Below are 23,391 nucleotides of genomic sequence, written 5' to 3'. Positions count from 1 at the left end.
TGACGCACTTCCCCAGCGCCAGGTTTCCTTCTCGGACAGGGACCCCGAAGCACTCGCCACGGCAACAGGCCGACAAGACAAGTTCGCCGACATGAGAAGTTCAGGGAGTGACCCGCGGCACCGGACCGGTTCACCCGCACCACAGAGTCAGGAGCCGGAGGAATGATGGTGGATCAGGAGGGAACGGATTCCTCACCCGCCGATGGGTTCGGTCACATCCCGGTGTTGCTCGACCGCGCACTCCAACTTCTTGATCCGGCTCTCACCGTGAATGACCCCCAGGGCGGGGGAGCAGTAATGGTCGACGCGACACTCGGTCTCGGCGGACACTCCGAGCGATTTCTCAAGGCTTACCCTCAGCTGAAATTGATCGGGCTCGACCGTGATCCGAATGCGCTGGAGATCGCTCGTAGCAGGCTCGCGCCCTACGCCGACCGAATCACCCTTGTTCACACTCGGTACGACGGTATCTCCGATGCGCTCGGTCAGGCGGGTCTGCCTGCGGAGGAGTCGGTTCAGGGGATTCTGTTCGATCTAGGCGTGTCGTCCATGCAACTCGACGAGTCGGACCGGGGCTTCGCATACTCGATCGACGCGCCTCTCGACATGCGTATGGACCCGACCACCGGTATCACCGCGGCAGAGGTGCTCAACACCTACGACCACGGCGATCTCGCTCGGATCCTCAGTACCTACGGCGAGGAGCGATTCGCAGGCAAGATCGCCTCGGAGATCGTCCGCCAACGTGCGAAAGAGCCGTTCACTACCAGTGCCGCGCTGGTCGAGTTGCTGTACCGCACCATTCCGGCGGCGACCCGCCGTTCCGGGGGACACCCGGCCAAACGGACGTTCCAAGCACTACGGGTGGAGGTCAACGGTGAACTCGATTCGCTTCGCGCCGCGGTGCCGGCTGCTCTCGACGCGTTGTCCGTAAAAGGTCGCGTTGTGTTCATGTCATACCAATCCTTGGAAGACCGGGTCGTCAAGCAGGAAATCGCACCCAGGTCGAAGTCGAAGAGCCCGGAAGGGCTTCCTGTCGAATTGCCTGGAATGGGTCCGGAGTTCCGCATCCTCACACGAGGAGCGGAACGCGCATCCGAACAGGAAGTTGAAGAGAATCCACGATCCGCCCCGGTGCGGTTGCGCGCTGCAGAAAGAATTGCCAGGAGGTCGGCGGCATGACGATTCAGGTGAGTTCCACCACAACACGGCCTGCGCGCACGGAAAAACGGTCGGGTGCCGCCGAGCGTGCCTACAAGAAACGAACTCAGCGCGCGTCCGCACGCGGTGGCTCCGGTGACGCTGCGCCGGGCCGGAACCGCACAGCGCTCGCCGCTCGCATCCCGTTCGTTGCGGCGATCATCGGTCTCCTCGGCGTCGGCCTGGTTGTCACTTTGCTCCTGACTACGCGCTCCGCCGAGGACTCGTACCAGTTGAGTGCGGCGCGTGCGCAGAATCAGGCTCTCGCGCAGCAGAAGGCGGCGCTCGAACGTGACGTAGAGACTGCCAACTCCGCGCCGAAACTGGCGGAGGAGGCAGCAAAGCTGGGCATGGTTCCGGCAAAGGATCCCGCACGACTTGTCGTCCATGAGGACGGCAGCGTCGAGGTCGTCGGAACCCCTGCTCCGGCTTCGGGTTCCCCGGTGCCGCCGCTCGACGTCGTCGCTCCGCAGACGAACGAAGGCATCCTGGTCCCGACGGCGCCGACTCGCGGCGCTGCGACACGGGAACCGCGCGCTGTACCGAGCACCGGCGACAGCCCCGAAATTCAAGCCCGGGGCGAACAACTCGTTCCGGTGATCCCATCGACCACCACTCCGGCGACTGAACCGCCGTCCGGTGATCACGGGTGAGCCGGAACACCCCGAGGACCAGCCGGCGCCCCAAGGGCGCCGGTTCGGCGGCCTTTCCGTTCAGACAGCGGATCGGACGCATTGTGATGTTCGGAGCGCTCGGTGTTGCTGCGCTGCAACTGTTGTGGATTCAGGTTGTCGACTCTCCGCGGCTGTCGGCAGAGGCAGCGAATCAGCGAACGACAACGGAGGTGGACCCAGCGTTGCGCGGTTCGATCCTCGACCGCAACGCCAAGCCCATCGCGTTCACCATGGAAGCGAGGGCGCTGACCTTCCAACCCACGCGCATTCGCAAGGAGCTCGAGGAAGCGAGAGCCAAGAGCGAGGCCGCCCCCGACGTGGATTCTCGGCTCGATGCCATAGCGGAGGAGATCCACGACCAACTCGGAGAGGCCGCGTCCGAGGAGGACTTGCTGGAGAAACTCTACAGTGACGAGACATTCGTCTATCTCGTGCGGAACGTCGATCCTGCCGTCGCCGAGCGGATCAGCGACAAATTTCCCGAGGTTGGCCTCGAACGGCAGGACGTCCGCGAATATCCGGGTGGATCTCTCGCAGCGAACATCGTCGGGGCTACCGGTTGGGACGGTCACGGGTTGCTAGGCCTCGAGGACTCGCTCGATTCCGTCCTCGCCGGCACCGATGGATCGCAGACCTACGATCGTGGGTCCGATGGCGCGGTGATCCCCGGTAGCTCGCGCGACAAACAACCGGCGGTGAACGGATCGAGCGTTGAACTCACCATCGACTCCGACCTGCAGTACTACGTGCAGCAGCAGGTCCAGTCGGCCAAGGACTTGTCCGGCGCAAAGGATGCATCAGCGGTCGTCCTCGACGCCCGCACCGGCGAGGTGCTCGCCATGTCGAATGACGACACGTTCAATCCTGCGATCGGCGTGGGTAATAATCCTCGGTCCGCGCAATTGGGCAACCTTCCGGTCAGCACGCCGTTCGAACCAGGTTCTGTCAACAAGATCGTCACCGCTGCCGCAGCTATCGAGTACGGGCTGACAACACCGGACGAGGTGCTCCAGGTCCCGGGCTCCATTGCAATGGCGGGCGTAACGGTGAAGGACGCTTGGGCACACGATGTAGTGCCGTACACGACCACGGGGGTGTTCGGTAAGTCGTCGAACGTGGGCACCCTCATGCTCGCTCAGCGAGTGGGTGAGGATCGGTACGCGGACATGTTGTCCAGGTTCGGCCTCGGCCAGCGCACCGACGTCGGGCTCCCCGGGGAGAGCGCCGGAAGCGTACCGAGTCGCGACCAATGGTCGGGAGGTACGTTCGCGAATCTTCCGATCGGCCAGGGTTTGTCAATGACGTTGTTGCAAATGACCGGCATGTACCAGGCAATCGCCAATGACGGAGTCCGCATCCCGCCTCGTATCGTTGCGGCGACGATCGACGAGACCGGAAACCGGACGGAGACCGAGAAACCCGAGGAGGTGACCGTCGTCAATCCCGAGACCGCAAGGACCGTGCGCGACATGTTCCGGGCCGTCACCCAGAACGACACAGGCAACCAACGGGGAACCGGGGTGCAAGCAGCTGTCGACGGATACCAGATCAGCGGCAAGACGGGAACGGCTCAGCAGGTCGATCCGGTGTGCAGGTGCTACTCGAACTCGAAGTACTGGATCACGTTCGCCGGGATCGCCCCCTCCGACGACCCGCGGTACGTTGTCGGAATAATGCTCAATGCGCCGACACGCAGTACAGACGGATCCGGCGGGCAGTCCGCCGCTCCCTTGTTCCACAACATCGCGTCCTGGATGCTCCAGCGAGACAGCGTGCCGATGTCTCCTGACCCCGGACACAAGCTGTTGCTGCAAGTCGATTGATCGAGGGTCGGCCGAATCCGGTTCCGAGATCGGTCGCGGTAATCTGACACGTCGGCCTCTGCGTGAACACAGTCTTCCCGTGGGCACAGTGAGTTGCCGCCTCGGCGCTGCGTACCGAACCGTGCACGGCGGCCGTTGCCAACAGTGAGATCGAAATCCGAGAGGAGACCGGTGCCCGTTCCGCCCCGCCGACAATCGGCGTCAAGCGAGGTGCCTCGCCAGCACTCGGCGTCCCTGGAGGTAACTGTCTCCGACGACCTTCGCCCCTCGCACCCCATACGTACCACGGTCGGCGCGTTGGCAGCGCTCACCGGCGCGCGGCTCGAAGCGCCGACGGGATCTGCGGATGATGTGATCGTGACCGGAGTGAGCCTGCGCGCCCAAGCGATAGCACCGGGCGACTTGTTCGCGGGCCTCCCCGGGGCACGGACGCACGGGGCCGAGTTCGCGGCCGAGGCCCTCGGACGGGGGGCGACAGCGATCTTCACCGACGAAGCCGGGTTCGCTCGCGTGTCCGAGCTCGCATCCGAAGTGCCGGTACTCGTCCACGACAACCCGCGTGGGGTACTGGGCGAATTGTCGGCCACCATCTACGGTCGACCCTCCGAGCAGATGCAGGTGATCGGCATCACCGGAACGTCGGGCAAGACCACGACGTCATATCTGCTCGAGTCCGCGCTCATCGCAGCAGGCCGAACGACAGGGCTCGTCGGCACCATCGAAACTCGCATGAGTGGGCGACGGATACCCAGCGCACTGACGACCCCGGAAGCCCCGCAGCTGCACGCCTTGTTTGCAGTCATGCTCGAGCAGGGGGTCGACACCGTGGTCATGGAGGTATCCAGTCACGCCCTGTCCCTCGGCCGTGTCGATGGAGTCCGCTTCGACATAGGTGCGTTCACGAACCTCTCGCGGGACCACTTGGACTTTCATCGTGACTTCGAGGACTACTTTGCGGCCAAGTCGCGCCTCTTCTCCGCCGATTCGCCGACGCACGCAGAACGCGCAGTCATCTGCGTCGATGACGAGTGGGGGCAGCGGATGGCCGAAGTGGCGCGGGGCGCGAATTCGGATGTGACGACGGTGGCCACTACGCCGCAGGGCGAGGGCGCTTCGTGGACTGCTGGTCCCGCGACGGTGTCGCCTTCGGGCACGCAGACCTTCGCCCTCACGGCCGCGGAGGGAACGACGCATGAGGTCGTGCTCCGGCTGCCCGGGCGGTACAACGTGGCCAACGCCTCTCTTGCCATTGCGCTGTGCGCGACTGCCGGCGTCGACCCGCAGGACGCCGCCCTGGGTATTGCCGCCGTCGACGTGCCGGGCCGGGTGGAGCGGATCGAGCGGGGGCAGGACTTCCTCGCGGTCGTCGACTACGCGCACAAACCCGCCGCGCTCGAAGCAGTGATCGCGACTTTGCGCGAGCAGGTGCAAGGCAGGATCGCCATCGTGGTGGGTGCCGGCGGTGACCGTGACGCGCAGAAGCGGCCCCTGATGGGTGCCGCGGCCGCGCGCGGTGCCGACCTCGTGGTCGTCACCGACGACAACCCGCGTACCGAGGATCCGGCCGCGATCCGGGCCGCCGTGCGGGAGGGCGCTCTCGATGTACCCGAACCCGAGCGGGGACAGGTATGGGAAGTAGCCGATCGGGCGAAGGCAATTGCCGATGCCGTCGGTTGGGCGCAAACAGGCGATGTAGTTCTGGTTGCGGGTAAGGGACACGAGATCGGTCAGGAGATAAACGGGGTGAAGTACCCATTTGACGACCGCGACGTACTGGGCGCTGCGATCGAGCGAGTAGTCGGAGGAACGCGATGATCCCCATGACACTCGCTCGCATTGCACAGATCGTGGGCGGCGAACTGCACGACGTCGACGATCCGTGCGTCGAAGTGACCGGTACGGTCGAGTTCGATTCGCGCGAAATCGCTGACGGGGGACTGTTTCTCGCTCTGCCCGGCGCCCGCGTCGACGGCCATGACCATTCGGCCGCTGCCATCGAGGCCGGCGCGGTAGCGGTACTGGCTGCCCGTCCGGTTGGCGTGCCCGCCATCGTGCTGCCCCCCAAGCCCGGTGATGTCCCCAGCCGCGCGATGGCTCTCGAACATGACGCCGACGGATCGGGCGCTGCTGTACTGGGGGCCCTGGCGTCGCTCGCCCGCGCCTCCGTCGACGGCCTCGCCGCGAACGGGTTGACCGTCGTCGGTGTCACCGGATCCGCCGGAAAGACGTCCACCAAGGACCTGCTCGCCGCGCTCTTGCGCCCGCTGGGGCCGGTGGTTGCGCCCCCCGGATCGTTCAACAACGAACTCGGACATCCGTGGACCGCTCTACGGGCGGACGCTGACACACGATTCCTGGTCTTGGAGATGTCGGCCCGCGGTCGTGGCCATATCTCTGCGCTCGCGGACATCGCTACCCCGAAAATCGGGGTTGTCCTCAATGTCGGAACGGCGCACCTCGGAGAATTCGGCTCGCGGGACGCTATCGCCGCAGCCAAGGGCGAACTCGTGGAATCGTTGCCGTCCGCCGCCGACGGTGGTGTTGCGATCCTCAACGCCGATGACCCGCTGGTGGCGGCGATGGCGACACGCACGTCGGCGCGGGTAGTGCTGGTAGGCCAGTCGGAAACAGCGGACGTACGGGCGACCGACGTCACCCTCGACGAGAAGGCCAGGGCACGGTTCACCCTCACCACACCCGCGGGCAGCGTCCCGGTGTCGTTGGTCGTGCACGGTGAGCACCAGGTCGGCAATGCTCTCGCCGCCGCGGCCGTGGCGCTCGAGTGTGGAGCCGACCTCGAGCAGATCGCTCGTGTCCTCGGTGGTGCCTCCGCGGTATCGGCCCGCAGGATGGACGTTCGCGATCGCCCAGACGGTGTCACGGTGATCAACGATTCGTACAACGCGAATCCCGATTCGATGCGGGCCGCGATCAAGGCTCTGGTGTCGATGGCGAGGACGGGTCGCGGTCAGGCGCGTCGAAGTTGGGCTGTACTGGGCGAAATGGCCGAGCTGGGCCCGGAATCGGTGGTCGAACATGACGCGATCGGCAGATTTGCGGTCCGGTTGGACGTGAGCCGGCTGATCGTCGTCGGAACCGGCCGGCCCTCGCGCGCTATGCATCAGGGCGCGGTAATGGAGGGTTCGTGGGGTGAGGAGTCGATCCTCGTCCCCGACATTGCCGGGGCAGTCGCAGTGCTCGAAGAACAGTTGCAACCGGGCGACCTGGTTTTGGTCAAGGCGTCGAAGTCCATCGGGTTGTGGGAGGTCGCGGACGCGGTGCTGGCAGAAACTACGGGGCCGAAGGGTTCGGAGGCCGAGCAGTGAGACAGATCCTCTTCGCAGCGGGTATCGCGCTCGCCGTCTCGATCATGCTGACCCCGGTTCTGGTCAAGGCCTTCTCCCGCCAAGGGTTCGGCCAGGAAATTCGGACCGAGGGTCCGGAGAGTCACCACGCGAAGCGCGGCACCCCGACCATGGGTGGCGTCGCCATCCTGGCCGGGTTGTGGGCCGGTTACTGGGGCGCGCATCTGATCGGCATGGGTTATGGCGCAGACGGACCGTCGGCGTCGGGACTGCTGGTGCTGGGTCTGACGACCGCGCTCGGCGCTGTCGGCTTCCTCGACGACTTCATCAAGATCCGCAAGCAGCGCAATCTGGGACTGAACAAGACGGCGAAACTGGTCGGCCAGTTGGTCGCTGCTGTGACATTCGGCATCCTCGCTCTGCAGTTCCGCGGGGAGAACGGCCTCACACCCGGCAGTACGCACCTGTCTTATGTTCGCGATATCGCGACGGTCTCACTGGGTGCGGTCGTCTTCGTCGCCTTCTGCTACCTGCTGGTCAGTGCGTGGTCGAACGCCGTCAATCTCACCGACGGGTTGGATGGTCTCGCGGCCGGTTCGATGAGCCTGGTGCTCGGGACGTACGTGATCATCACGTACTGGCAGTACCACAACGCGTGTGTGACTCCGGTCGCCGGATGCTATGACGTTCGGGATCCGCTCGACCTCGCGGTGATTTCGGCGGCGGCTGCCGGCGCGTGCATCGGATTCCTGTGGTGGAACGCCGCGCCTGCCAAGATTTTCATGGGTGACACCGGTTCCCTCGCGCTCGGCGGCCTCCTCGCGGGTTTGTCGATCACGTCCCGCACGGAACTGCTCATGGTTGTGATCGGTGCGCTGTTCGTCGCTGAGGCGGCATCTGTGGTCATCCAGGTTGCGGTCTTCCGGTCCAGTCGAAGACGGGTCTTCCGGATGGCCCCCTTCCACCATCACTTCGAACTCGCCGGATGGGCGGAAACCACGGTGATCATCCGCTTCTGGTTGCTGGCGGCCATCGCTTCGGCGATCGGTCTGGCGCTGTTCTTCAGCGAGTATCTGGCAGCGGTCGAGGGCTGACGTCGTGGCGGAGGAACGCGGCAGGCTCGAATGGCTGCGTGGCAGAAGTGTCCTCGTCGCGGGTGCGGGCATTTCCGGTAGGGCTACCATCGAGCCCCTCGGTGACCTCGGTGCCCTCGTCACTGTTACCGACTCGGACGCCGACGCCCTCGGGGCGTGTGCGCGTCAGGGTGCCGCGACCATCCTGATCGACGATTTGCTCGCCGACCGGGATCGTATCGCCGAATTCGCGCTGGTCGTGGCCAGCCCCGGTTTTCGCCCGGACGCCCCTGTACTGACTCTCGCCGCCGACGCGCAAGTGCCCGTCTGGGGCGACATCGAACTGTCCTGGCAGGTGGATCGAGCCGGGCTGTACGGACCACCGCGACAGTGGCTGGTCGTGACCGGCACCAACGGCAAGACCACTACGACCTCGATGCTGCATTCCATCCTCGAGGCGGCCAGATTGCCGAGCCAGGCCTGCGGCAACATCGGACTTCCCGTGCTCGATGCCCTACGGGAGACCGCGCCTCGGGCGGCCGTGCTGGCGGTGGAACTGTCTTCCTTCCAGTTGCACTGGGCACCCTCGGTCCGACCCGCGGCCGGCGCGATCCTCAATATCGCCGAGGACCACCTCGACTGGCACGGAGGCATGCAGGCGTACATCGACGCGAAGTCGCGGGCGTTGTCCGGCGAGGTAGCGATTCTGGGTTTGGACGACGCCGTTGCTTCATCGCTCCGTTCGTCGTCGCCGGCGCCCCGGACCCTGGGGTTCCGGCTGGGTGCGCCGGAATCGGGCGAGTTGGGTGTCGAAGGCGGGTATCTCGTAGACCGAGCGTTCGCAGATGGTGAGCGATTGGCTCCGGCACAAGGAATCGTCCCGCCCGGACCTGCCGGTCTGATGGACGCCCTGGCCGCGGCAGCACTTGCACGGGCCGTCGGGGTCGGGCCAGATGCCGTCGCCGAAGGTCTCGCCAACCATGTGGTGGGTCCGCACCGCGCGGCGCGCGTCGCGACGGTCGGGGGTGTGACGTTCGTCGACGATTCCAAGGCGACCAACCCGCACGCGGCCCGATCGTCGATTCTCGCTCACGAGCGGTTGGTCTGGATCGCAGGCGGACAACTCAAGGGTGCGCGGGTCGACGACTTGGTTGAGGAGGTGGCCGGACGCCTTGCCGGAGCCGTTCTACTCGGGCTCGACGCGCCGCAGATTGCGGAGTCGCTTGCGCGACACGCCCCGGAGGTACCGGTAGTCCGCGTCGAAAGGGGAGACGATGCAGGAGTGATCGAAGCCCCACGTGTACGGGGCGCGCAGGGTTGGTCGCGGACCGTGCCGCAGCGCGTCGTACTCGCCTCGGATACTGATGGCGATGCCCTGATGGGCGTCGTCGTCCGTGAGGCTGCGGCCTTGGCGAGAGCGGGAGATGCCGTCGTTCTGGCACCCGCAGCGGCGTCCCTCGACATGTTCGACAGCTACGGTCACCGCGGACGTAGCTTTGCGGACGCCGTTGGGAGGCTCGACGAGTCGGACATCTCCAGGAAGCTGCGATGACCTCCGCCGGATCGCGGACCCGCCGGGCTTCCGGCGGTCAACGGCCCCGCGTTCGCGAGAGCGCCGCGCCAAGGACGGCTCGTCAAGCATCGTCCGGTCCCAAGACACGCAAGCCACCGCCACGTCCGCCGCGCACCCGGATCGGGACCTGGTTGGCTCGTCCGCTGGCCTCGTTCCACCTCGTTTTGACCATCGCCGCTCTGTTGACCGTGCTCGGCCTCGTGATGGTGCTGTCGTCCTCGAGCGTCGAGGCGTACGCCTCCGACGGTTCGGCGTACACCCTGTTCACACGGCAGGTGTCCTTCGCGGGTCTCGGTGCCATCCTCTTCTATGTGGCGCTGCAGCTTCCCATCCGGCTGCTGCGCCGATTGTCGTTCTTCGCGTTTGCCGGCACGGTCGTCCTTCTCATCCTGGTTCTGATTCCCGGCATCGGCACGGAACTCGGTGGCACCCGCGGCTGGTTCGTCGTCGCCGGATTCGGGCTGCAGCCCTCGGAAGTGGCGAAGATCGCGCTGGCGGTCTGGGGTGCGCATCTTCTGGCCTCGCGGCGCCCCGACGTCTCGAGCGTGAAGGGCATGCTCGTTCCGCTCGTTCCGGCGGCGCTTGTGGTCCTCGTGCTGATTCTCCTGCAGCCCGACCTCGGAACGACCGTCTCCCTCGCCATCATCGTGCTGGCGTTGCTGTGGTTCGCGGGACTGCCGCTCAAATTGTTCATAGCGATCGTCGGCACCGGTTTCGTCGGCACCGTGATCCTGGCGCTGACCGCCGGTTATCGATCCGCACGAATGCGCGAGTTCTTCAACCCGGGCACAGATCCCCAGGGTGTCGGCTATCAGTCTCGACAGGCGATGTACTCGCTCGCCGACGGCGGATTCCTCGGGCGTGGTTTGGGGCAGAGTCGCGCGAAGTGGAGTTATCTGCCGAACGCTCACAACGACTTCATCTTCGCGATCATCGGGGAAGAACTCGGGTACGTCGGCGGCGCGGCGGTGCTCGGATTGTTCGGCCTGTTCGTCTACACCGGACTCCGTATCGCCGCCCGATCGGTGGATCCGTTTCTGCGGTTGCTCACCGGTACGGCCACCGTGTGGATCACCGGCCAGGCCTTCATCAATGTGGGATACGTGATCGGGCTGCTGCCGGTAACCGGATTGCAGTTGCCCCTGGTCTCCGCGGGCGGAACGTCGACGGCCACTACCTTGTTCATGTTCGGCCTCGTCGCCAACGCAGCGCGGCATGAACCGGAGGCCGTCGCGGCGCTGAACGCGGGCCAGGACACCCGATTCGGCAGACTCCTGAGAAAGCCGGATGTGTACTCGCCGGTGCGTGCCGCCACCGCGCGGGCGGTCGCGGTCCGGCGTGCGGAGGCCGATCGGCGCGCCGATCGTGAGGCGGCTGTGCGTACCCGCAGGGTCTCATACGGGAAGGGCCGACCCGCATCGGGTGGGAAGGGTCGCACACCAGAACGGGGTGTGCGTGGACAGCGAAGCTCGGGTGGCCGAGCAGAAGAGCGAGGATTTCGTAGGTGAGCGGCGACAATTCCGTCCTGTCGGTGATCGTGGCCGGTGGTGGTACCGCCGGGCATATCGAACCCGCTCTGGCAGTGGCCGATGCCATCAAGGCGATCGACGACAGCGTGATGGTAACTGCAATCGGTACCCCGCGTGGACTCGAAACCACCCTGGTCCCCGAGCGGGGGTACCCGCTCGAGCTCATTCCCCCGGTGCCCTTGCCGCGCAAACCCTCGCTCGATCTGCTGCGGCTTCCGGGCCGGCTCCGGGAGTCGGTGCGGCGTACACGTGAGGTGCTCGACGAGACGGAAGCCGACGTGATCGTCGGATTCGGAGGCTACGTCTCCGTGCCCGCGTACTTGGCCGCCGGTCGGGGGGGACTCCGGCGGCGGCGGCGGATTCCGATCGTGGTCCACGAGGCGAACGCGAGTGCCGGAATCGCGAACAAGATCGGGGCCCGGCGTGCCGCACGCGTACTCGCCGCGGTCCCCGATTCCGGTGTCGCTGCGCGCGGGCGCGCTGAAGCTGAGGTCATTGGAATCCCGGTGCGGGCATCGATCGCCGGTCTGGACCGGGCGGCGCTTCGGGCGCAGGCACGCGAGTACTTCGGGCTCCCAGCGGAGGGCCCGGTCCTGTTGGTCTTCGGGGGCTCGCAAGGCGCACGGTCGCTCAACGACGCGGTGTCGGCCGCGGCAGGGTCGCTCGGCTCGGCCGGTGTGGCGGTCATTCACGCGCACGGGCCGAAGAACACTGTCGAAGTTCCGGCGACGGTGGGCGCCCCACCCTACGTGGCGGTTCCGTATCTGTCGCGGATGGATCTCGCGTATTCGGCGGCGGACGTCGCAATCTGCCGCTCCGGTGCGATGACAGTGGCAGAGGTGTCGGCCGTGGGTCTTCCGGCGGTGTATGTACCCCTGCCGCACGGGAACGGCGAGCAGGAATTGAATGCGCGACCGGTCGTCGCGGCCGGGGGTGGCATGATCGTTGGCGATGGAGATCTGTCCGCCGGGTTCATCGCGGAGACCGTGATCCCCTTGCTGCGTGATCCCGTGCGACTCGCGGACATGGGACGCCGTGCGGCCGGGGCGGGTCACCGGAGCGCAGCCGCTGAGGTTGCGCGGATCGTGCTCGACGTAGCCGTGCTGACAAGGGGAACCCGATGACCGATTTGCCCCCGGACTTGGAACGCGTCCACATGGTCGGGATCGGCGGGGCCGGAATGTCCGGAATCGCACGGATCCTGCTGGCCCGGGGCGGACAGGTTTCCGGATCCGATGCAAAGGAGAGCCGCGGCGTACTGGCGCTTCGTGCTCGTGGTGCGGAGATCCGCATTGGCCATGACGCCGGGGCGCTCGACATTCTGCCCGGTGGCCCGACAGCAGTGGTCACCACGCACGGTGCGATACCCAAGGACAATCCCGAACTCGTGGAGGCGGGCCGTCGCGGAATTCCGGTGATCTTGCGTCCCACGGTCCTCGCATCCTTGATGCGGGGACATCGCACCGTGCTGGTGTCGGGCACTCACGGGAAGACATCGACGACGTCGATGGTGGTGGTCGCATTGCAGCATTGTGTGTTCGATCCGTCGTTCGCTGTCGGCGGTGAATTGAATGAGGCGGGCACCAACGCCCATCACGGCAGCGGCGACGTATTCGTGGCCGAGGCCGACGAGAGCGACGGTTCGCTGCTCCAGTACGACCCCGATGTCGTCGTCGTGACGAACATCGAGGCCGACCATCTCGACCACTTCGGCACCCCTGAGGCGTATACGCAGGTATTCGACGACTTCGCTGCCCGGCTCTCACCGGGCGGCCTTCTCGTTGCCTGCCTCGACGACCCCGGGTCAGCGGCGCTCGCTCGGCGGGTGGCTGCAAAGCAACTACCGGGGGTACGGGTACTCGGGTACGGCAGCGCCGAGGTCGCCGACGGTGCATTCGATCCGGTCGACGGCGTCGAGGTCGGTGCGCGACTGCTCGGCTTCGAGCCCAGGGACGTCGGCGGAGTCCTGCAATTCCAGTTGGCTGGAGAACAGGCGTCGAGGACCGTTCGGATGGGGGTGCCGGGCCGGCACATGGCGCTCAACGCCTTGGCCGCGGTGCTCGCGGCACGCGAAGCCGGTGCCGACGTGGACGAGATCCTCGAGGGCATCGCTGGATTCGGGGGAGTGCACCGGCGGTTCCAGTTCACCGGGCGTGAACACGGGGTCCGCGTGTTCGACGACTACGCGCATCACCCCACCGAGGTCCGCGCCGTACTCGGTGCTGCAGCCGACCTGGTTCTGCAACCTCAGGAGGCCGACCGCGGCGAGTCCGAAGACCAGGTGCGAAGGGGCAAGGTCATCGTGGTGTTTCAGCCTCACCTGTACTCCCGCACAGCAACATTCGCGGGGGAATTCGGGAAAGCACTCGATCTTGCGGACGAAGTCGTCGTGCTCGACGTTTATGGCGCCAGGGAAGAACCGTTGCCTGGTGTCAGCGGCGCGCTGGTCGCGCAGGCGGTGTCCAAGCCGGTGCACTATCAGCCCGATCTGTCACAGGTCCCGCGCCAGGTCGCGGCTCTCGCGTCGCCCGGAGACGTTGTGATCACAATGGGTGCCGGTGACGTGACGATGCTGGGCAACCAGATCCTCGATGCGCTTCGTGCGGCGCCGCGCCACAACCTCCGGCGATGAACCGGGAGCGTCGTGAGCGGCCCAAACGGGGTACGACATCGCGCAGGAAAACGGTATCGAGCAAGCCGACTGTTCCGCGCAAGAGGCCGACGGGGCGTGCACGGGAATCGGGTTCGGCTGCAAGAAAGTCGGCAGCGGAGGGGCCACCCCGCCCGTGGTACCGCAGGCCGCTCGTAGTTGGCTTCGCCGTTGCCGTCCTCGTCGTATCGCTCGGCCTCGTCGCCTGGTTCACGCCGCTGCTTTCTGTGCGCGAGGTCGACGTCACCGGGGCTACCTCGATCCCGGAGGAGCAGATTCGCTCCGTTCTGGCTGTCCCGCGCGGGCAACCTCTGTTGCGGGTCGACACGCAGTCCGCTGCCGGGAGGGTGGCGGAGATCCCCAAAGTGGCGTCCGTGCGGGTGCAACGCGTGTATCCGTCCACCATCCGGGTCACTGTGACTGATCGGGTTCCCGTCGTGTTCATCGACACCCCGGACGGTACGCACCTCCTGGATGCGGACGCCGTCGACTACGAGATCGCGCCGCCCCCACCCGGTGTTCCACGATTGGTGACCGAGAACCCCGGTTGGGGTGATCAGGCGACGGAGGCGGCCTTGGATGTGCTGGAGTCGATGCCGCCGCAACTGCGAGGTCAAGTGGGACAGATTGCCGCGAATTCGATTTCGGACATTGCAGTGACCCTCCTCGACGGCCGGGTCGTGATGTGGGGCGGTACCGAGAATTCCGCGCGTAAGGGGGCGGTCACACTGCCTCTGCTGACCCAGCCTGGGCAGACGTACGACGTGTCGAGTCCCGATCTGCCGACTGTACGATGACAGAGCGGAACTCGGATGCGAGACCGGTGTGCGGGTTCGTCAAATAACTTGTCGCGTCTCGGCGCGCCTAATGGCGTATCCACAAACTGGTGCATAGCGTTTCGTTCTAGTCGAGCACTTGACATAGACCTGACCCTATGGTTCAGGTTGAGAGTTTGCCTCGGCTGATGTGTCGTACCAAAGCGCAATTCACACTCACGGAAGGCGAGAGCCGATGACGCCCCCGCACAACTACCTCGCCGTAATCAAGGTCGTCGGCATCGGCGGCGGCGGCGTGAACGCGGTCAACCGGATGATCGACCAGGGACTCAAGGGAGTCGAGTTCATCGCTGTCAACACCGACGCGCAAGCGCTGCTGATGAGCGACGCCGACGTCAAGCTCGACGTCGGCCGGGAGCTCACCCGAGGGCTCGGTGCCGGCGCCGATCCCGAAGTCGGTCGAAAAGCGGCCGAGGACCACAAGGACGAGATCGAGGAAGTCCTCAAGGGTGCCGACATGGTGTTCGTGACCGCAGGCGAGGGCGGCGGTACGGGCACCGGCGGCGCACCGGTCGTGGCGAGCATCGCGCGCAAGCTCGGGGCGCTCACAGTAGGTGTCGTCACGCGCCCGTTCTCGTTCGAGGGCAAGCGGCGCGGGAGTCAGGCCGACACAGGCATACAGTCGCTGCGTGAATCCTGCGACACGCTCATCGTCATCCCGAATGATCGTCTACTCCAACTCGGAGACGCTGCGGTCACCCTGATGGATGCCTTCGTCAGCGCAGACGAGGTGCTACTCAATGGCGTTCAGGGCATCACCGACCTCATCACGACTCCGGGTCTGATCAACGTCGACTTCGCCGACGTCAAGGGCGTCATGTCGGGCGCAGGAAGCGCACTGATGGGCATCGGGTCCTCCCGCGGCGAGGGTCGTGCGATCAAAGCTGCCGAAGCAGCGATCAACTCTCCGCTCCTGGAGGCGTCGATGGAGGGTGCACGCGGCGTACTGCTCTCGATTGCCGGTGGCAGTGACCTAGGCCTTTTCGAGATCAACGAGGCCGCGTCGCTGGTGCAGGAAGCTGCTCACATCGACGCCAACATCATCTTCGGTACGGTCATCGATGATTCGCTCGGCGACGAGGTGCGCGTCACCGTGATCGCCGCCGGATTCGACGGTGGCACCCCCACGCGTCGTCCCGTGGAGTCCGGCGCGGCGGGTCGTAGCGCCATCGGTGCGGCGCGTGCAGGTGATGATGTCGGGTCAGCCGAGCAGCAAGGCGAGTCGGTTTCGGTGACACGCGAAACGATCGCCTCTCCGCACCGGAATTCGAACAACCTGCCCCCGCTGCCGGGCAAGGCACAGTCTCGTCCTTCCTCCACATTCGATGAGGAAACCGAGGACGACATCAACGTGCCCGACTTCATGCGTTGAGTTCGTCGTCCGCACAGCAGTTCCGGGTTCGACGAGTCGTCACCTCACGTGTCGGAGGTGCCTCGGCAGAGCCCTACGACTCCTTCAATCTCGGTGATCACGTCGGGGACGACCCTGTAGCCGTCGAAGCGAACCGGCGTCGACTCGCGGCGCAGATCGGTGTCCCGGACGACCATCTGATCTGGATGGAGCAGATTCACGGCCGCAATGTGACCGTGGTCGACGGGCCTACCGACACGGCCGTGCAAGCGACGGACGCGCTGGTGACGACGGTTCCGGGACTCGCGCTCGCGGTATTGAGCGCGGACTGTGTACCGGTGCTGCTGTCCGATGACGAGGCGGGGGTGGTCGCTGCCGTCCATGCGGGCCGGATCGGTGCCCGCATAGGCATCGTTCCGCGGGTTCTCGAGGTCATGGTGGCCCACGGTGCGAGGATCGAGCGGATCGGTGGGTTCCTCGGGCCGGCGGCGAGCGGGCGCCGGTACGAGGTTCCAGCGGCGATGCAGGCGGACGTCGAGAAGTTCCTCCCCGGAAGTGCCACCCGCACTTCCAGGGGGACTCCGGGTCTCGACCTACGGGCGGGTATTCGTAGGCAACTCCTCGATGCGGGCGTGTCAGGGGTTGCCGAGGACCCGCGGTGCACCATCGAGGACCGGACCTTGTTCAGTCACCGCCGTGACGCTCGAACGGGTCGACTCGCTGCGGTGATTTGGATGGATTCGGATGGATACTGAGTCGACCGGCGCGTGAGCGCTGTCGCCGACGTCGAGAGATCGGCGTCGAGAGATTTCGATGTGGGAGTGAAAACGATGAGCAGGGCCGGCGAGATCGAGGCCGCACTCGAGGCTGTGCGCCGACGGCTCGATGCTGCCTGCCGGGCGGCGGGTCGAGATTCATCGGAGGTGTCGCTCCTTCCGGTGACCAAGTTCTTCCCCGAATCCGATGTCCGCATTCTCTACGACCTCGGGTGCCGGGACTTCGCGGAGTCGCGCGAGCAGGAGGCCACTTCGAAGATCAAGGCGTTCCGCGCTCAGGTGCCTGATCAGTCGGTGCGGTGGCACATGATCGGGCACCTCCAGCGGAACAAGTCCAGGTCGGTTGCGCGCTGGGCCTACTCCATTCACTCGTTGGACCGCGAACGCCTCGTCGGCGCGCTCGGTCGGGCCGCGACGACGGCCCTCGAGTCGGGGGAGCGGACCGAACCTTTGCGGGTACTGCTCCAAGTGAGTCTCGACGGTGACCCGCAACGGGGCGGGGCGGCCGTTTCCGATCTCGAGCACCTTGCCGAACAGGTGCAGTCTTCGCCGGGTTTGGAGTACCGAGGGCTGATGGCGATTCCGCCCATCGACGCCGACCCCGATGCGGCATTCGGGGAACTACGGGAAATTCACGACCGCCTATGCCTCGAGCATCCGGAGGCGACGGAACTGTCGGCTGGTATGACGAATGATCTCGAGGCGGCCGTTCGACATGGTTCCACCTGCGTGCGTGTCGGAACCGCGCTGTTGGGTTCGAGGCCTATAACCTCAGATTAGGTCGCCCAGGTGATCGACTACCGGTCCACACCGCTGCTGCCGCGTGCAGTAGGATTTTGTCCGCCACGCCAAGGAAGGTCGATCAATGAGCAGTCTGCACAAGTTCAAGGCTTACTTCGGCATGGTTCCTCTCGAGGACTACGAGGACGAGTACCTGGACGAGCCGGAACACACTCGGCGGACCCCTCGACCCGCCCGCGACAGCGGTCGTGACTCATACGCGGACCGCGACGATCGGGATTTCCCGGAATCGACCTTCAGCCCCGGCGCCTACACGCCCGGCCGCCGTGACGAGCGGGACGAAGAGTTCGACCACTACGAGGCTCCGAGGCACAACTCGCGGGTAGAACCTGTGGGTATTCGATCGACCCGTTCGGGCGCGAGTGGTTCGATGCGTGGGAGCACACGTGGCGCGCTTGCCGTCGACAACCGCTCGGAGCGGGTGGAAGCTCATCGCGGCCCGCTCTTCGACGAGGGTGGCCCCCTGTCCAAGATCACGACGCTTCGCCCCCGAGATTATGCCGAGGCCCGCATCATCGGTGAGCGGTTCCGAGAAGGCAGCCCTGTCATCATGGACCTCGTCGAGATGAGCAATGCCGATGCCACGCGACTCGTGGATTTCGCTGCGGGACTCGCATTTGCGTTGCGTGGATCGATCGACAAGGTCGCCACGAAGGTATTCCTTCTGTCACCCGCAGACATCGATGTGTCCGCTGAGGAGCGCCGTCGGATAGCGGAGACGGGGTTTTACAGTCAGAAGTAAACACGCGCGCGGTCGGCGGAGACGACCATCGTGATCGTATGTCCGCCCCCGGCGCGATCCTCGGTGACTGTGGCGGAGAACGCCCTGGCTGCGCTGATTTTTTGATGAAGCGGATTTTCTACGGCAGAGTGAAGGTGTGGCCTTGTTCTCGGTGATCTACTTGGTGCTGTTCGTCTTTTGGCTGCTGCTCATTAGCCGAATAATTATCGAGTTCATCCGAACATTCGCACGAGACTGGCGACCGACCGGCGTTGTAGTCATCATTCTCGAGGCGGTTTTCACGGTCACGGATCCACCCGTCAAGTTGCTCCGGCGGCTCATCCCCCCGATCAATCTCGGTGGGGTGCGGTTGGATCTGTCCATCATGGTCTTGCTGTTCATCGTGTTCATCGCGATGTCGATCGTGGGACAAGCGCGTGCTACTGGTTTGGTGTGACAGAATGGTCAGCGTTGATCGGGTCTTGTTTCATCGTTCCGTAGACTGCCTTGTAACTGATAGCTTGCTCGACCGCCAAATGACGCGCGAAGGGATCCTTCCATGCCGCTGACTCCAGCTGATGTTCACAACGTCGCGTTCAGCAAGCCACCGATCGGTAAGCGGGGCTACAACGAAGACGAAGTCGATGCGTTCCTTGACCTTGTCGAGCAAGAGTTGTCGCGTCTGATCGAGGAGAACGCCGACCTTCGTCAGCGAGTCGGCGAGCTCGACCAGGAACTCGCCGAGGAGAAGAGTAGTCCCCGACCGCAGTCGGCCGCGCAGAGTCCGCCCGCCAAGGCGGAGCCGGCGCGCGATGTCGAGCAGCCGAAGGCCCCTGCGATGGCACCCGCGGCCGCGGCATCGGCCCCCGGTCAGGGCGCTGATGCTCATATGCAGGCAGCGAAGGTTCTCGGTCTCGCTCAGGAGATGGCGGACCGCCTCACGAGCGATGCCAAGACCGAATCCGAGCAACTGCTTGGCAATGCACGCACCAATGCCGAGCAACTCGTGAGTGATGCTCGTACGCGTTCGGAGACGATGATTTCCGAGGCGCGTCAGAAGTCCGAAGCGCTGATCACGGATGCTCAGACTCGTTCGGAGACCCAGTTGCGCCAGGCCAAGGAAAAGGCTGACGCACTTCAGGCGGACGCCGAGAAGAAGCACACCGAGATCATGGCGACAATCAACCAGCAGCGTTCGGTGCTAGAGGGTCGTATCGAACAGCTCAAGACCTTCGAGCGTGAATACCGCGTGCGGCTGAAGTCGTATCTGGAATCACAGCTCGAGGAACTGGAGCAGCGTGGATCAGCCGTTCCGGTGGACGGTGGTCAGGATTCGTTCGCGCAGGGCGGATCGCAGTCGAACTACAGCCAGTCCTACGCCAAGGGCACCAGCTGACTGAGTGCACGGGAGTTACCCAGCCAGTCGGGCCCGGATAGAGGTGAGCCGTGCTGGTCATGACACTCGCCCTGGCAGCGGTGGGTTTCTCGCTCCTGGTGGTGGCGCTGACGACTGGTTCCGTCATCTGGGCCTGGGGATGCATCGTAGTTTGCGTTGCCGGAGCAGTCCTGCTGCTCGTGAGTGCTCTCTCGGATAAGAAGGCCGTCGACTCCAACGGGCAAGAAGGCCGTGGAGCCGCCACCGGCTGAAGCGACTAGACTGCGTTCAGCGACCAAAATTGGACAGCAAGAATACGGCGGAGATCCGGCCATCACCGGGGAGCCTTCGGAAGAACGGCCGGTTAGTTAGTGGCTCAGTAGAACCGAACGGGTGGGCCCGTTACAGCCTGGCACCGAGAGGCGCCCTCCGGGGTTGCAAGCGGGGTGGTACCGCGGTGGTGACGCAGGAGGCGTCCCCGTCGTCCCCGTGCCGAGCACGTCAGGCACGAGGAGAGCGCCGGTGAGCAACCCCAGCAACGTCAACAACAGCAACTCCTACCCCAAGGTCGACTACGGCGTAGCGGACAATGCCGGTGTCAATTTCCCACGCATCGAGCAGCGCGTGCTGACAGGGTGGGAGGAAGACGACACCTTCCGCGCATCGATTGCCCAACGTGACGCCGCCCCCGAGTTCGTTTTCTACGACGGCCCCCCGTTCGCCAACGGTCTCCCGCACTACGGGCACCTCCTGACCGGATATGTCAAGGACGTGATCCCGCGGTTCCAGACGATGCGGGGCAAGAAGGTGGAGCGCCGATTCGGCTGGGACTGTCACGGACTTCCCGCCGAACTCGAGGCGGAGAAGCAACTCGGCATCAAGGACAAGGCCGAGATCGACATCATGGGCCTCGAGAAGTTCAACGAGTACTGCAAGTCGTCGGTCCTGCGCTACACGGACGAATGGCGCGATTACGTCACCCGCCAAGCCAGGTGGGTCGATTTCGACAACGACTACAAGACACTCGATCTCGACTTCATGGAGTCGGTGATGTGGGCGTTCAAGGAACTCTTCGACAAGGGGTTGATCTACCAGGGATTCCGGGTTCTGCCATACAGCTGGTACGAGCAGACCCCGCTGTCGAACCAGGAGACGCGACTCGACGACGCCTACAAGATGCGGCAGGATCCGGCTGTCACGGTCGACATGCCACTACACGGCGACGGACCACTCGATGGTGCGAACGCGCTCATCTGGACTACTACTCCGTGGACACTGCCGTCCAACCTCGCGGTCGGCGTTCACCCGGACATCGCCTACGTCCAGGTTGAGGTGGAGGACAAGCGCTACGTGCTGGCCAAGGACCGGTTGGCGCACTATGCGCGCGAACTCGGTGAATCACCGACGGTGGTGTCGGAACACCTTGGTTCGGACCTTCTCGGGCTCAGGTACGACCCGCCGTTCGATTTCTTCCTCGGACATGACAACGCCCACCGCGTCATTGCCGCCGACTACGTCACGACGGAGTCAGGTACCGGAATCGTCCACCTCGCACCAGCTTTCGGTGAAGAGGATATGGACTGCGCCACGGCGAACGGCATCGAAATCGTTCAGCCGCTCGACCCGGCCGGCAAGTTCACGGCGATGGTGCCCCCCTACGAGGGGCTGCAGGTGTTCGATGCGAACCCGGCGATCATCAAGGACCTCAAAGCTGCTGGAAAGTTGCTGCGGCACGAGACGATCGAGCACTCGTACCCGCACAGTTGGCGTAGCGGGAAGCCACTGATCTACATGGCCGTGCCGTCGTGGTTCGTCGCTGTGACAAAGTTCCGCGAGCGCATGGTGGAACTGAATCAGGACATCACGTGGGTGCCGGAGCACATCCGCGACGGCCAATTCGGCAAGTGGCTCGAGGGTGCGCGGGACTGGAACATCAGCCGCAACAGGTATTGGGGTAGCCCGATCCCTGTTTGGGTGTCGGACGACCCGGCATATCCGCGCATGGACGTGTACGGCTCGCTAGACGAACTCGAGCGAGATTTCGGCGTGCGTCCGACCGATCTGCACCGGCCGATGATCGACGACCTGGTGCGCCCGAACCCGGACGACCCGACCGGCAAGTCGATGATGCGACGCGTGCCCGAGGTGCTCGACTGCTGGTTCGAGTCGGGTTCGATGCCGTATGCGCAGGTGCATTATCCGTTCGAGAACAAGGAATGGTTCGACGGAGGGTCGCTTGCGGGCCCGACGATGGGTGCGGGCCACTTTCCGGGCGATTTCATCGTCGAGTACAGCGGCCAGACCCGCGGGTGGTTCTACACCCTGCACGTGCTCTCCACTGCGCTGTTCGATCGTCCCGCCTTCAAAACCGTTGCAGCACATGGCATCGTCCTCGGTGAAGACGGCCTGAAGATGAGCAAGTCGAAGGGCAACTACCCGGATGTCAACGAGGTGTTCGAGCGCGACGGATCGGACGCGATGCGCTGGTTCCTCATGTCCTCTCCGATCCTGCGCGGCGGGAACCTTGTCGTCACCGAGCGGGGTATTCGTGAGGGAGTGCGGCATGCGCTGCTGCCGCTGTGGAACGCGTGGAGCTTTCTGCAGTTGTATGCACCTTCAGCGGGTGTATGGCGCACCGATTCGCAGAACGTCCTCGACCGGTACATTCTCGCGAAGCTGGCGGCTACCCGGGACGTGATCACCCACGGCCTCGAGACCTACGACATAGCCGGTGCCTGCGACGAACTGCGCACTTTCTGTGACGCGCTGACGAACTGGTATGTGCGCCGGTCACGTTCGCGCTTCTGGAACGAAGACCGCGACGCAGTGGACACCTTGCACACGGTGCTCGAGGTCGTCACAAGGCTTGCCGCGCCGCTGTTGCCGCTGATCAGTGAGGTGATCTGGCGCGGGTTGACGGGTGGTCGGTCGGTGCATCTCGCGGACTGGCCGGCGGAGGGAGACCTACCCGGCGATCTGGAACTCGTGTCGGAGATGGACGAGGTTCGGTCGGTGTGCTCGACCGTTCTCGGACTCCGCAAGGCGCAGAACCTCCGGGTGCGGTTGCCCCTGTCCGAGGTGACGGTGGCATCGGACGATGCGAAGCGTCTGCACCCGTACCTCGGTCTCATCGCAGATGAGGTGAACGTGAAGAAGGTGACTCTCACCACAGACGTCGATGCCCACGGCAGGTTCGAACTCGTGGTCAATGCCCGGGCCGCGGGGCCGCGCCTCGGCAAGGACGTGCAGACCGTCATCAAGGCGGTCAAGGCCGGAGATTGGTCCGAGAACTCGGACGGTGCCGTGGTTGCGGCAGGAATCGCGTTGCTGCCCGAGGAGTACACGCGCCGACTCGTCGCCGCCGAGCCGGAGTCGACGGCCGCACTGCCCGACGGCGCCGGCCTGGTGGTGCTCGACTCGACGATCACGGAGGAGTTGGAAGCCGAGGGCTGGGCGAAAGACCGCATCCGCGAGTTGCAAGATGCGCGCCGGGCCGCCGGGCTCGACGTCTCCGACCGGATCACCGTCGTTCTCGAGGTGCCGGCGCAGCGACAGGCCTGGGCGGCCACTCATCGAGACCTGATTGCCGGCGAGATTCTGGCCGTCGAGCTGACACTCGCCGAAGTGGTCGGCGAGGCCGTCGAGCTCGGTGAGGGAGTGCGGGCGGCGATCGCCAGAGCGTGAGTCTCCGGGGCATGATCTGT

Annotated in this window: 19 protein-coding genes; all 19 read left to right on the top strand. The window is 65.0% G+C overall.

Annotated elements, in window-relative coordinates; translation table 11 throughout:
* Positions 1–165 precede the first annotated feature (165 nt).
* The 19 genes from rsmH to ileS all read left to right on the top strand — a co-directional run bounded on the left by rsmH (position 166) and on the right by ileS (position 23,371).
* Positions 166–1,182, top strand: coding sequence for a 16S rRNA (cytosine(1402)-N(4))-methyltransferase RsmH (rsmH, locus tag BFN03_RS09545; protein WP_070380776.1), 1,017 nt, complete (start codon positions 166–168; stop codon positions 1,180–1,182).
* The gene (locus BFN03_RS09540; protein ID WP_070378816.1) at positions 1,179–1,853 is read left to right on the top strand and encodes an FtsB family cell division protein; all 675 of its coding nucleotides are present in this window, start codon (positions 1,179–1,181) and stop codon (positions 1,851–1,853) included. The genes rsmH and BFN03_RS09540 overlap by 4 nt, the downstream gene beginning before the upstream one ends.
* The gene (locus BFN03_RS09535) at positions 1,850–3,697 is read left to right on the top strand and encodes a peptidoglycan D,D-transpeptidase FtsI family protein (RefSeq protein WP_070378815.1); all 1,848 of its coding nucleotides are present in this window, start codon (positions 1,850–1,852) and stop codon (positions 3,695–3,697) included. The genes BFN03_RS09540 and BFN03_RS09535 overlap by 4 nt, the downstream gene beginning before the upstream one ends.
* 171 nt (positions 3,698–3,868) lie before the next feature.
* A complete protein-coding gene (locus BFN03_RS09530) occupies positions 3,869–5,512 on the top strand; it encodes a UDP-N-acetylmuramoyl-L-alanyl-D-glutamate--2,6-diaminopimelate ligase (RefSeq protein WP_442971874.1) in 1,644 nt (547 codons plus the stop codon).
* On the top strand, positions 5,509–7,023 hold the full coding sequence (locus BFN03_RS09525; RefSeq protein ID WP_070378814.1) for a UDP-N-acetylmuramoyl-tripeptide--D-alanyl-D-alanine ligase: 1,515 nt from the start codon (positions 5,509–5,511) through the stop codon (positions 7,021–7,023). Before BFN03_RS09530 ends, BFN03_RS09525 begins: the two co-directional genes overlap by 4 nt.
* The gene (mraY, locus tag BFN03_RS09520) at positions 7,020–8,096 is read left to right on the top strand and encodes a phospho-N-acetylmuramoyl-pentapeptide-transferase (protein WP_070378813.1); all 1,077 of its coding nucleotides are present in this window, start codon (positions 7,020–7,022) and stop codon (positions 8,094–8,096) included. The genes BFN03_RS09525 and mraY overlap by 4 nt, the downstream gene beginning before the upstream one ends.
* A gap of 4 nt (positions 8,097–8,100) precedes the next feature.
* On the top strand, positions 8,101–9,627 hold the full coding sequence (murD, locus tag BFN03_RS09515) for a UDP-N-acetylmuramoyl-L-alanine--D-glutamate ligase (RefSeq protein ID WP_070378812.1): 1,527 nt from the start codon (positions 8,101–8,103) through the stop codon (positions 9,625–9,627).
* Positions 9,624–11,156, top strand: a complete 1,533-nt coding sequence (gene ftsW, locus BFN03_RS09510) for a putative lipid II flippase FtsW (RefSeq protein WP_070378811.1) — start codon at positions 9,624–9,626, stop codon at positions 11,154–11,156. The genes murD and ftsW overlap by 4 nt, the downstream gene beginning before the upstream one ends.
* Complete coding sequence (murG, locus tag BFN03_RS09505; RefSeq protein ID WP_070378810.1) at positions 11,153–12,301, top strand: undecaprenyldiphospho-muramoylpentapeptide beta-N-acetylglucosaminyltransferase; 1,149 nt, start codon at positions 11,153–11,155, stop codon at positions 12,299–12,301. Before ftsW ends, murG begins: the two co-directional genes overlap by 4 nt.
* Positions 12,298–13,809, top strand: a complete 1,512-nt coding sequence (murC, locus tag BFN03_RS09500; RefSeq protein ID WP_070378809.1) for a UDP-N-acetylmuramate--L-alanine ligase — start codon at positions 12,298–12,300, stop codon at positions 13,807–13,809. Before murG ends, murC begins: the two co-directional genes overlap by 4 nt.
* Before the next feature lie 236 nt (positions 13,810–14,045).
* Positions 14,046–14,624: a cell division protein FtsQ/DivIB gene (locus BFN03_RS09495; RefSeq protein WP_070380775.1), complete on the top strand. Its 579-nt coding sequence runs from the start codon at positions 14,046–14,048 to the stop codon at positions 14,622–14,624.
* Between the two features lie 214 nt (positions 14,625–14,838).
* Positions 14,839–16,035: a cell division protein FtsZ gene (gene ftsZ, locus BFN03_RS09490; protein WP_070378808.1), complete on the top strand. Its 1,197-nt coding sequence runs from the start codon at positions 14,839–14,841 to the stop codon at positions 16,033–16,035.
* The gene (pgeF, locus tag BFN03_RS09485) at positions 16,032–16,769 is read left to right on the top strand and encodes a peptidoglycan editing factor PgeF (protein ID WP_070378807.1); all 738 of its coding nucleotides are present in this window, start codon (positions 16,032–16,034) and stop codon (positions 16,767–16,769) included. Before ftsZ ends, pgeF begins: the two co-directional genes overlap by 4 nt.
* Before the next feature lie 75 nt (positions 16,770–16,844).
* Positions 16,845–17,570, top strand: coding sequence for a YggS family pyridoxal phosphate-dependent enzyme (locus BFN03_RS09480; RefSeq protein ID WP_070380773.1), 726 nt, complete (start codon positions 16,845–16,847; stop codon positions 17,568–17,570).
* Positions 17,571–17,655: 85 nt separating this feature from the next.
* Entirely contained in the window at positions 17,656–18,333 is a 678-nt protein-coding gene (locus tag BFN03_RS09475; protein ID WP_070378806.1) for a cell division protein SepF, read from the top strand.
* A gap of 136 nt (positions 18,334–18,469) precedes the next feature.
* Positions 18,470–18,769, top strand: coding sequence for a YggT family protein (locus BFN03_RS09470; protein ID WP_070378805.1), 300 nt, complete (start codon positions 18,470–18,472; stop codon positions 18,767–18,769).
* 102 nt (positions 18,770–18,871) lie between these two features.
* Entirely contained in the window at positions 18,872–19,708 is an 837-nt protein-coding gene (gene wag31 / locus BFN03_RS09465; protein WP_070378804.1) for a DivIVA-like cell division protein Wag31, read from the top strand.
* Between the two features lie 50 nt (positions 19,709–19,758).
* Complete coding sequence (locus tag BFN03_RS09460) at positions 19,759–19,959, top strand: hypothetical protein (protein WP_070378803.1); 201 nt, start codon at positions 19,759–19,761, stop codon at positions 19,957–19,959.
* Between the two features lie 250 nt (positions 19,960–20,209).
* Complete coding sequence (gene ileS, locus BFN03_RS09455; protein ID WP_070378802.1) at positions 20,210–23,371, top strand: isoleucine--tRNA ligase; 3,162 nt, start codon at positions 20,210–20,212, stop codon at positions 23,369–23,371.
* Positions 23,372–23,391: the final 20 nt, after the last annotated feature.

It is taken from the genome of Rhodococcus sp. WMMA185, from assembly GCF_001767395.1.
Lineage (GTDB): Bacteria > Actinomycetota > Actinomycetes > Mycobacteriales > Mycobacteriaceae > Rhodococcus_F.
This window is presented reverse-complemented; position numbering and strand designations above follow the sequence as displayed.

Bases quoted from the DNA above. Each gene is read 5' to 3' on its own strand.
- wag31 (WP_070378804.1), top strand. From the start codon at position 18,872: ATGCCGCTGACTCCAGCTGATGTTCACAACGTCGCGTTCAGCAAGCCA.
- ftsW (WP_070378811.1), top strand. From the start codon at position 9,624: ATGACCTCCGCCGGATCGCGGACCCGCCGGGCTTCCGGCGGTCAACGG.
- BFN03_RS09480 (WP_070380773.1), top strand. From the start codon at position 16,845: ATGAGCAGGGCCGGCGAGATCGAGGCCGCACTCGAGGCTGTGCGCCGA.
- ftsZ (WP_070378808.1), top strand. From the start codon at position 14,839: ATGACGCCCCCGCACAACTACCTCGCCGTAATCAAGGTCGTCGGCATC.
- BFN03_RS09475 (WP_070378806.1), top strand. From the start codon at position 17,656: ATGAGCAGTCTGCACAAGTTCAAGGCTTACTTCGGCATGGTTCCTCTC.
- BFN03_RS09525 (WP_070378814.1), top strand. From the start codon at position 5,509: ATGATCCCCATGACACTCGCTCGCATTGCACAGATCGTGGGCGGCGAA.
- BFN03_RS09540 (WP_070378816.1), top strand. From the start codon at position 1,179: ATGACGATTCAGGTGAGTTCCACCACAACACGGCCTGCGCGCACGGAA.
- murC (WP_070378809.1), top strand. From the start codon at position 12,298: ATGACCGATTTGCCCCCGGACTTGGAACGCGTCCACATGGTCGGGATC.
- rsmH (WP_070380776.1), top strand. From the start codon at position 166: ATGGTGGATCAGGAGGGAACGGATTCCTCACCCGCCGATGGGTTCGGT.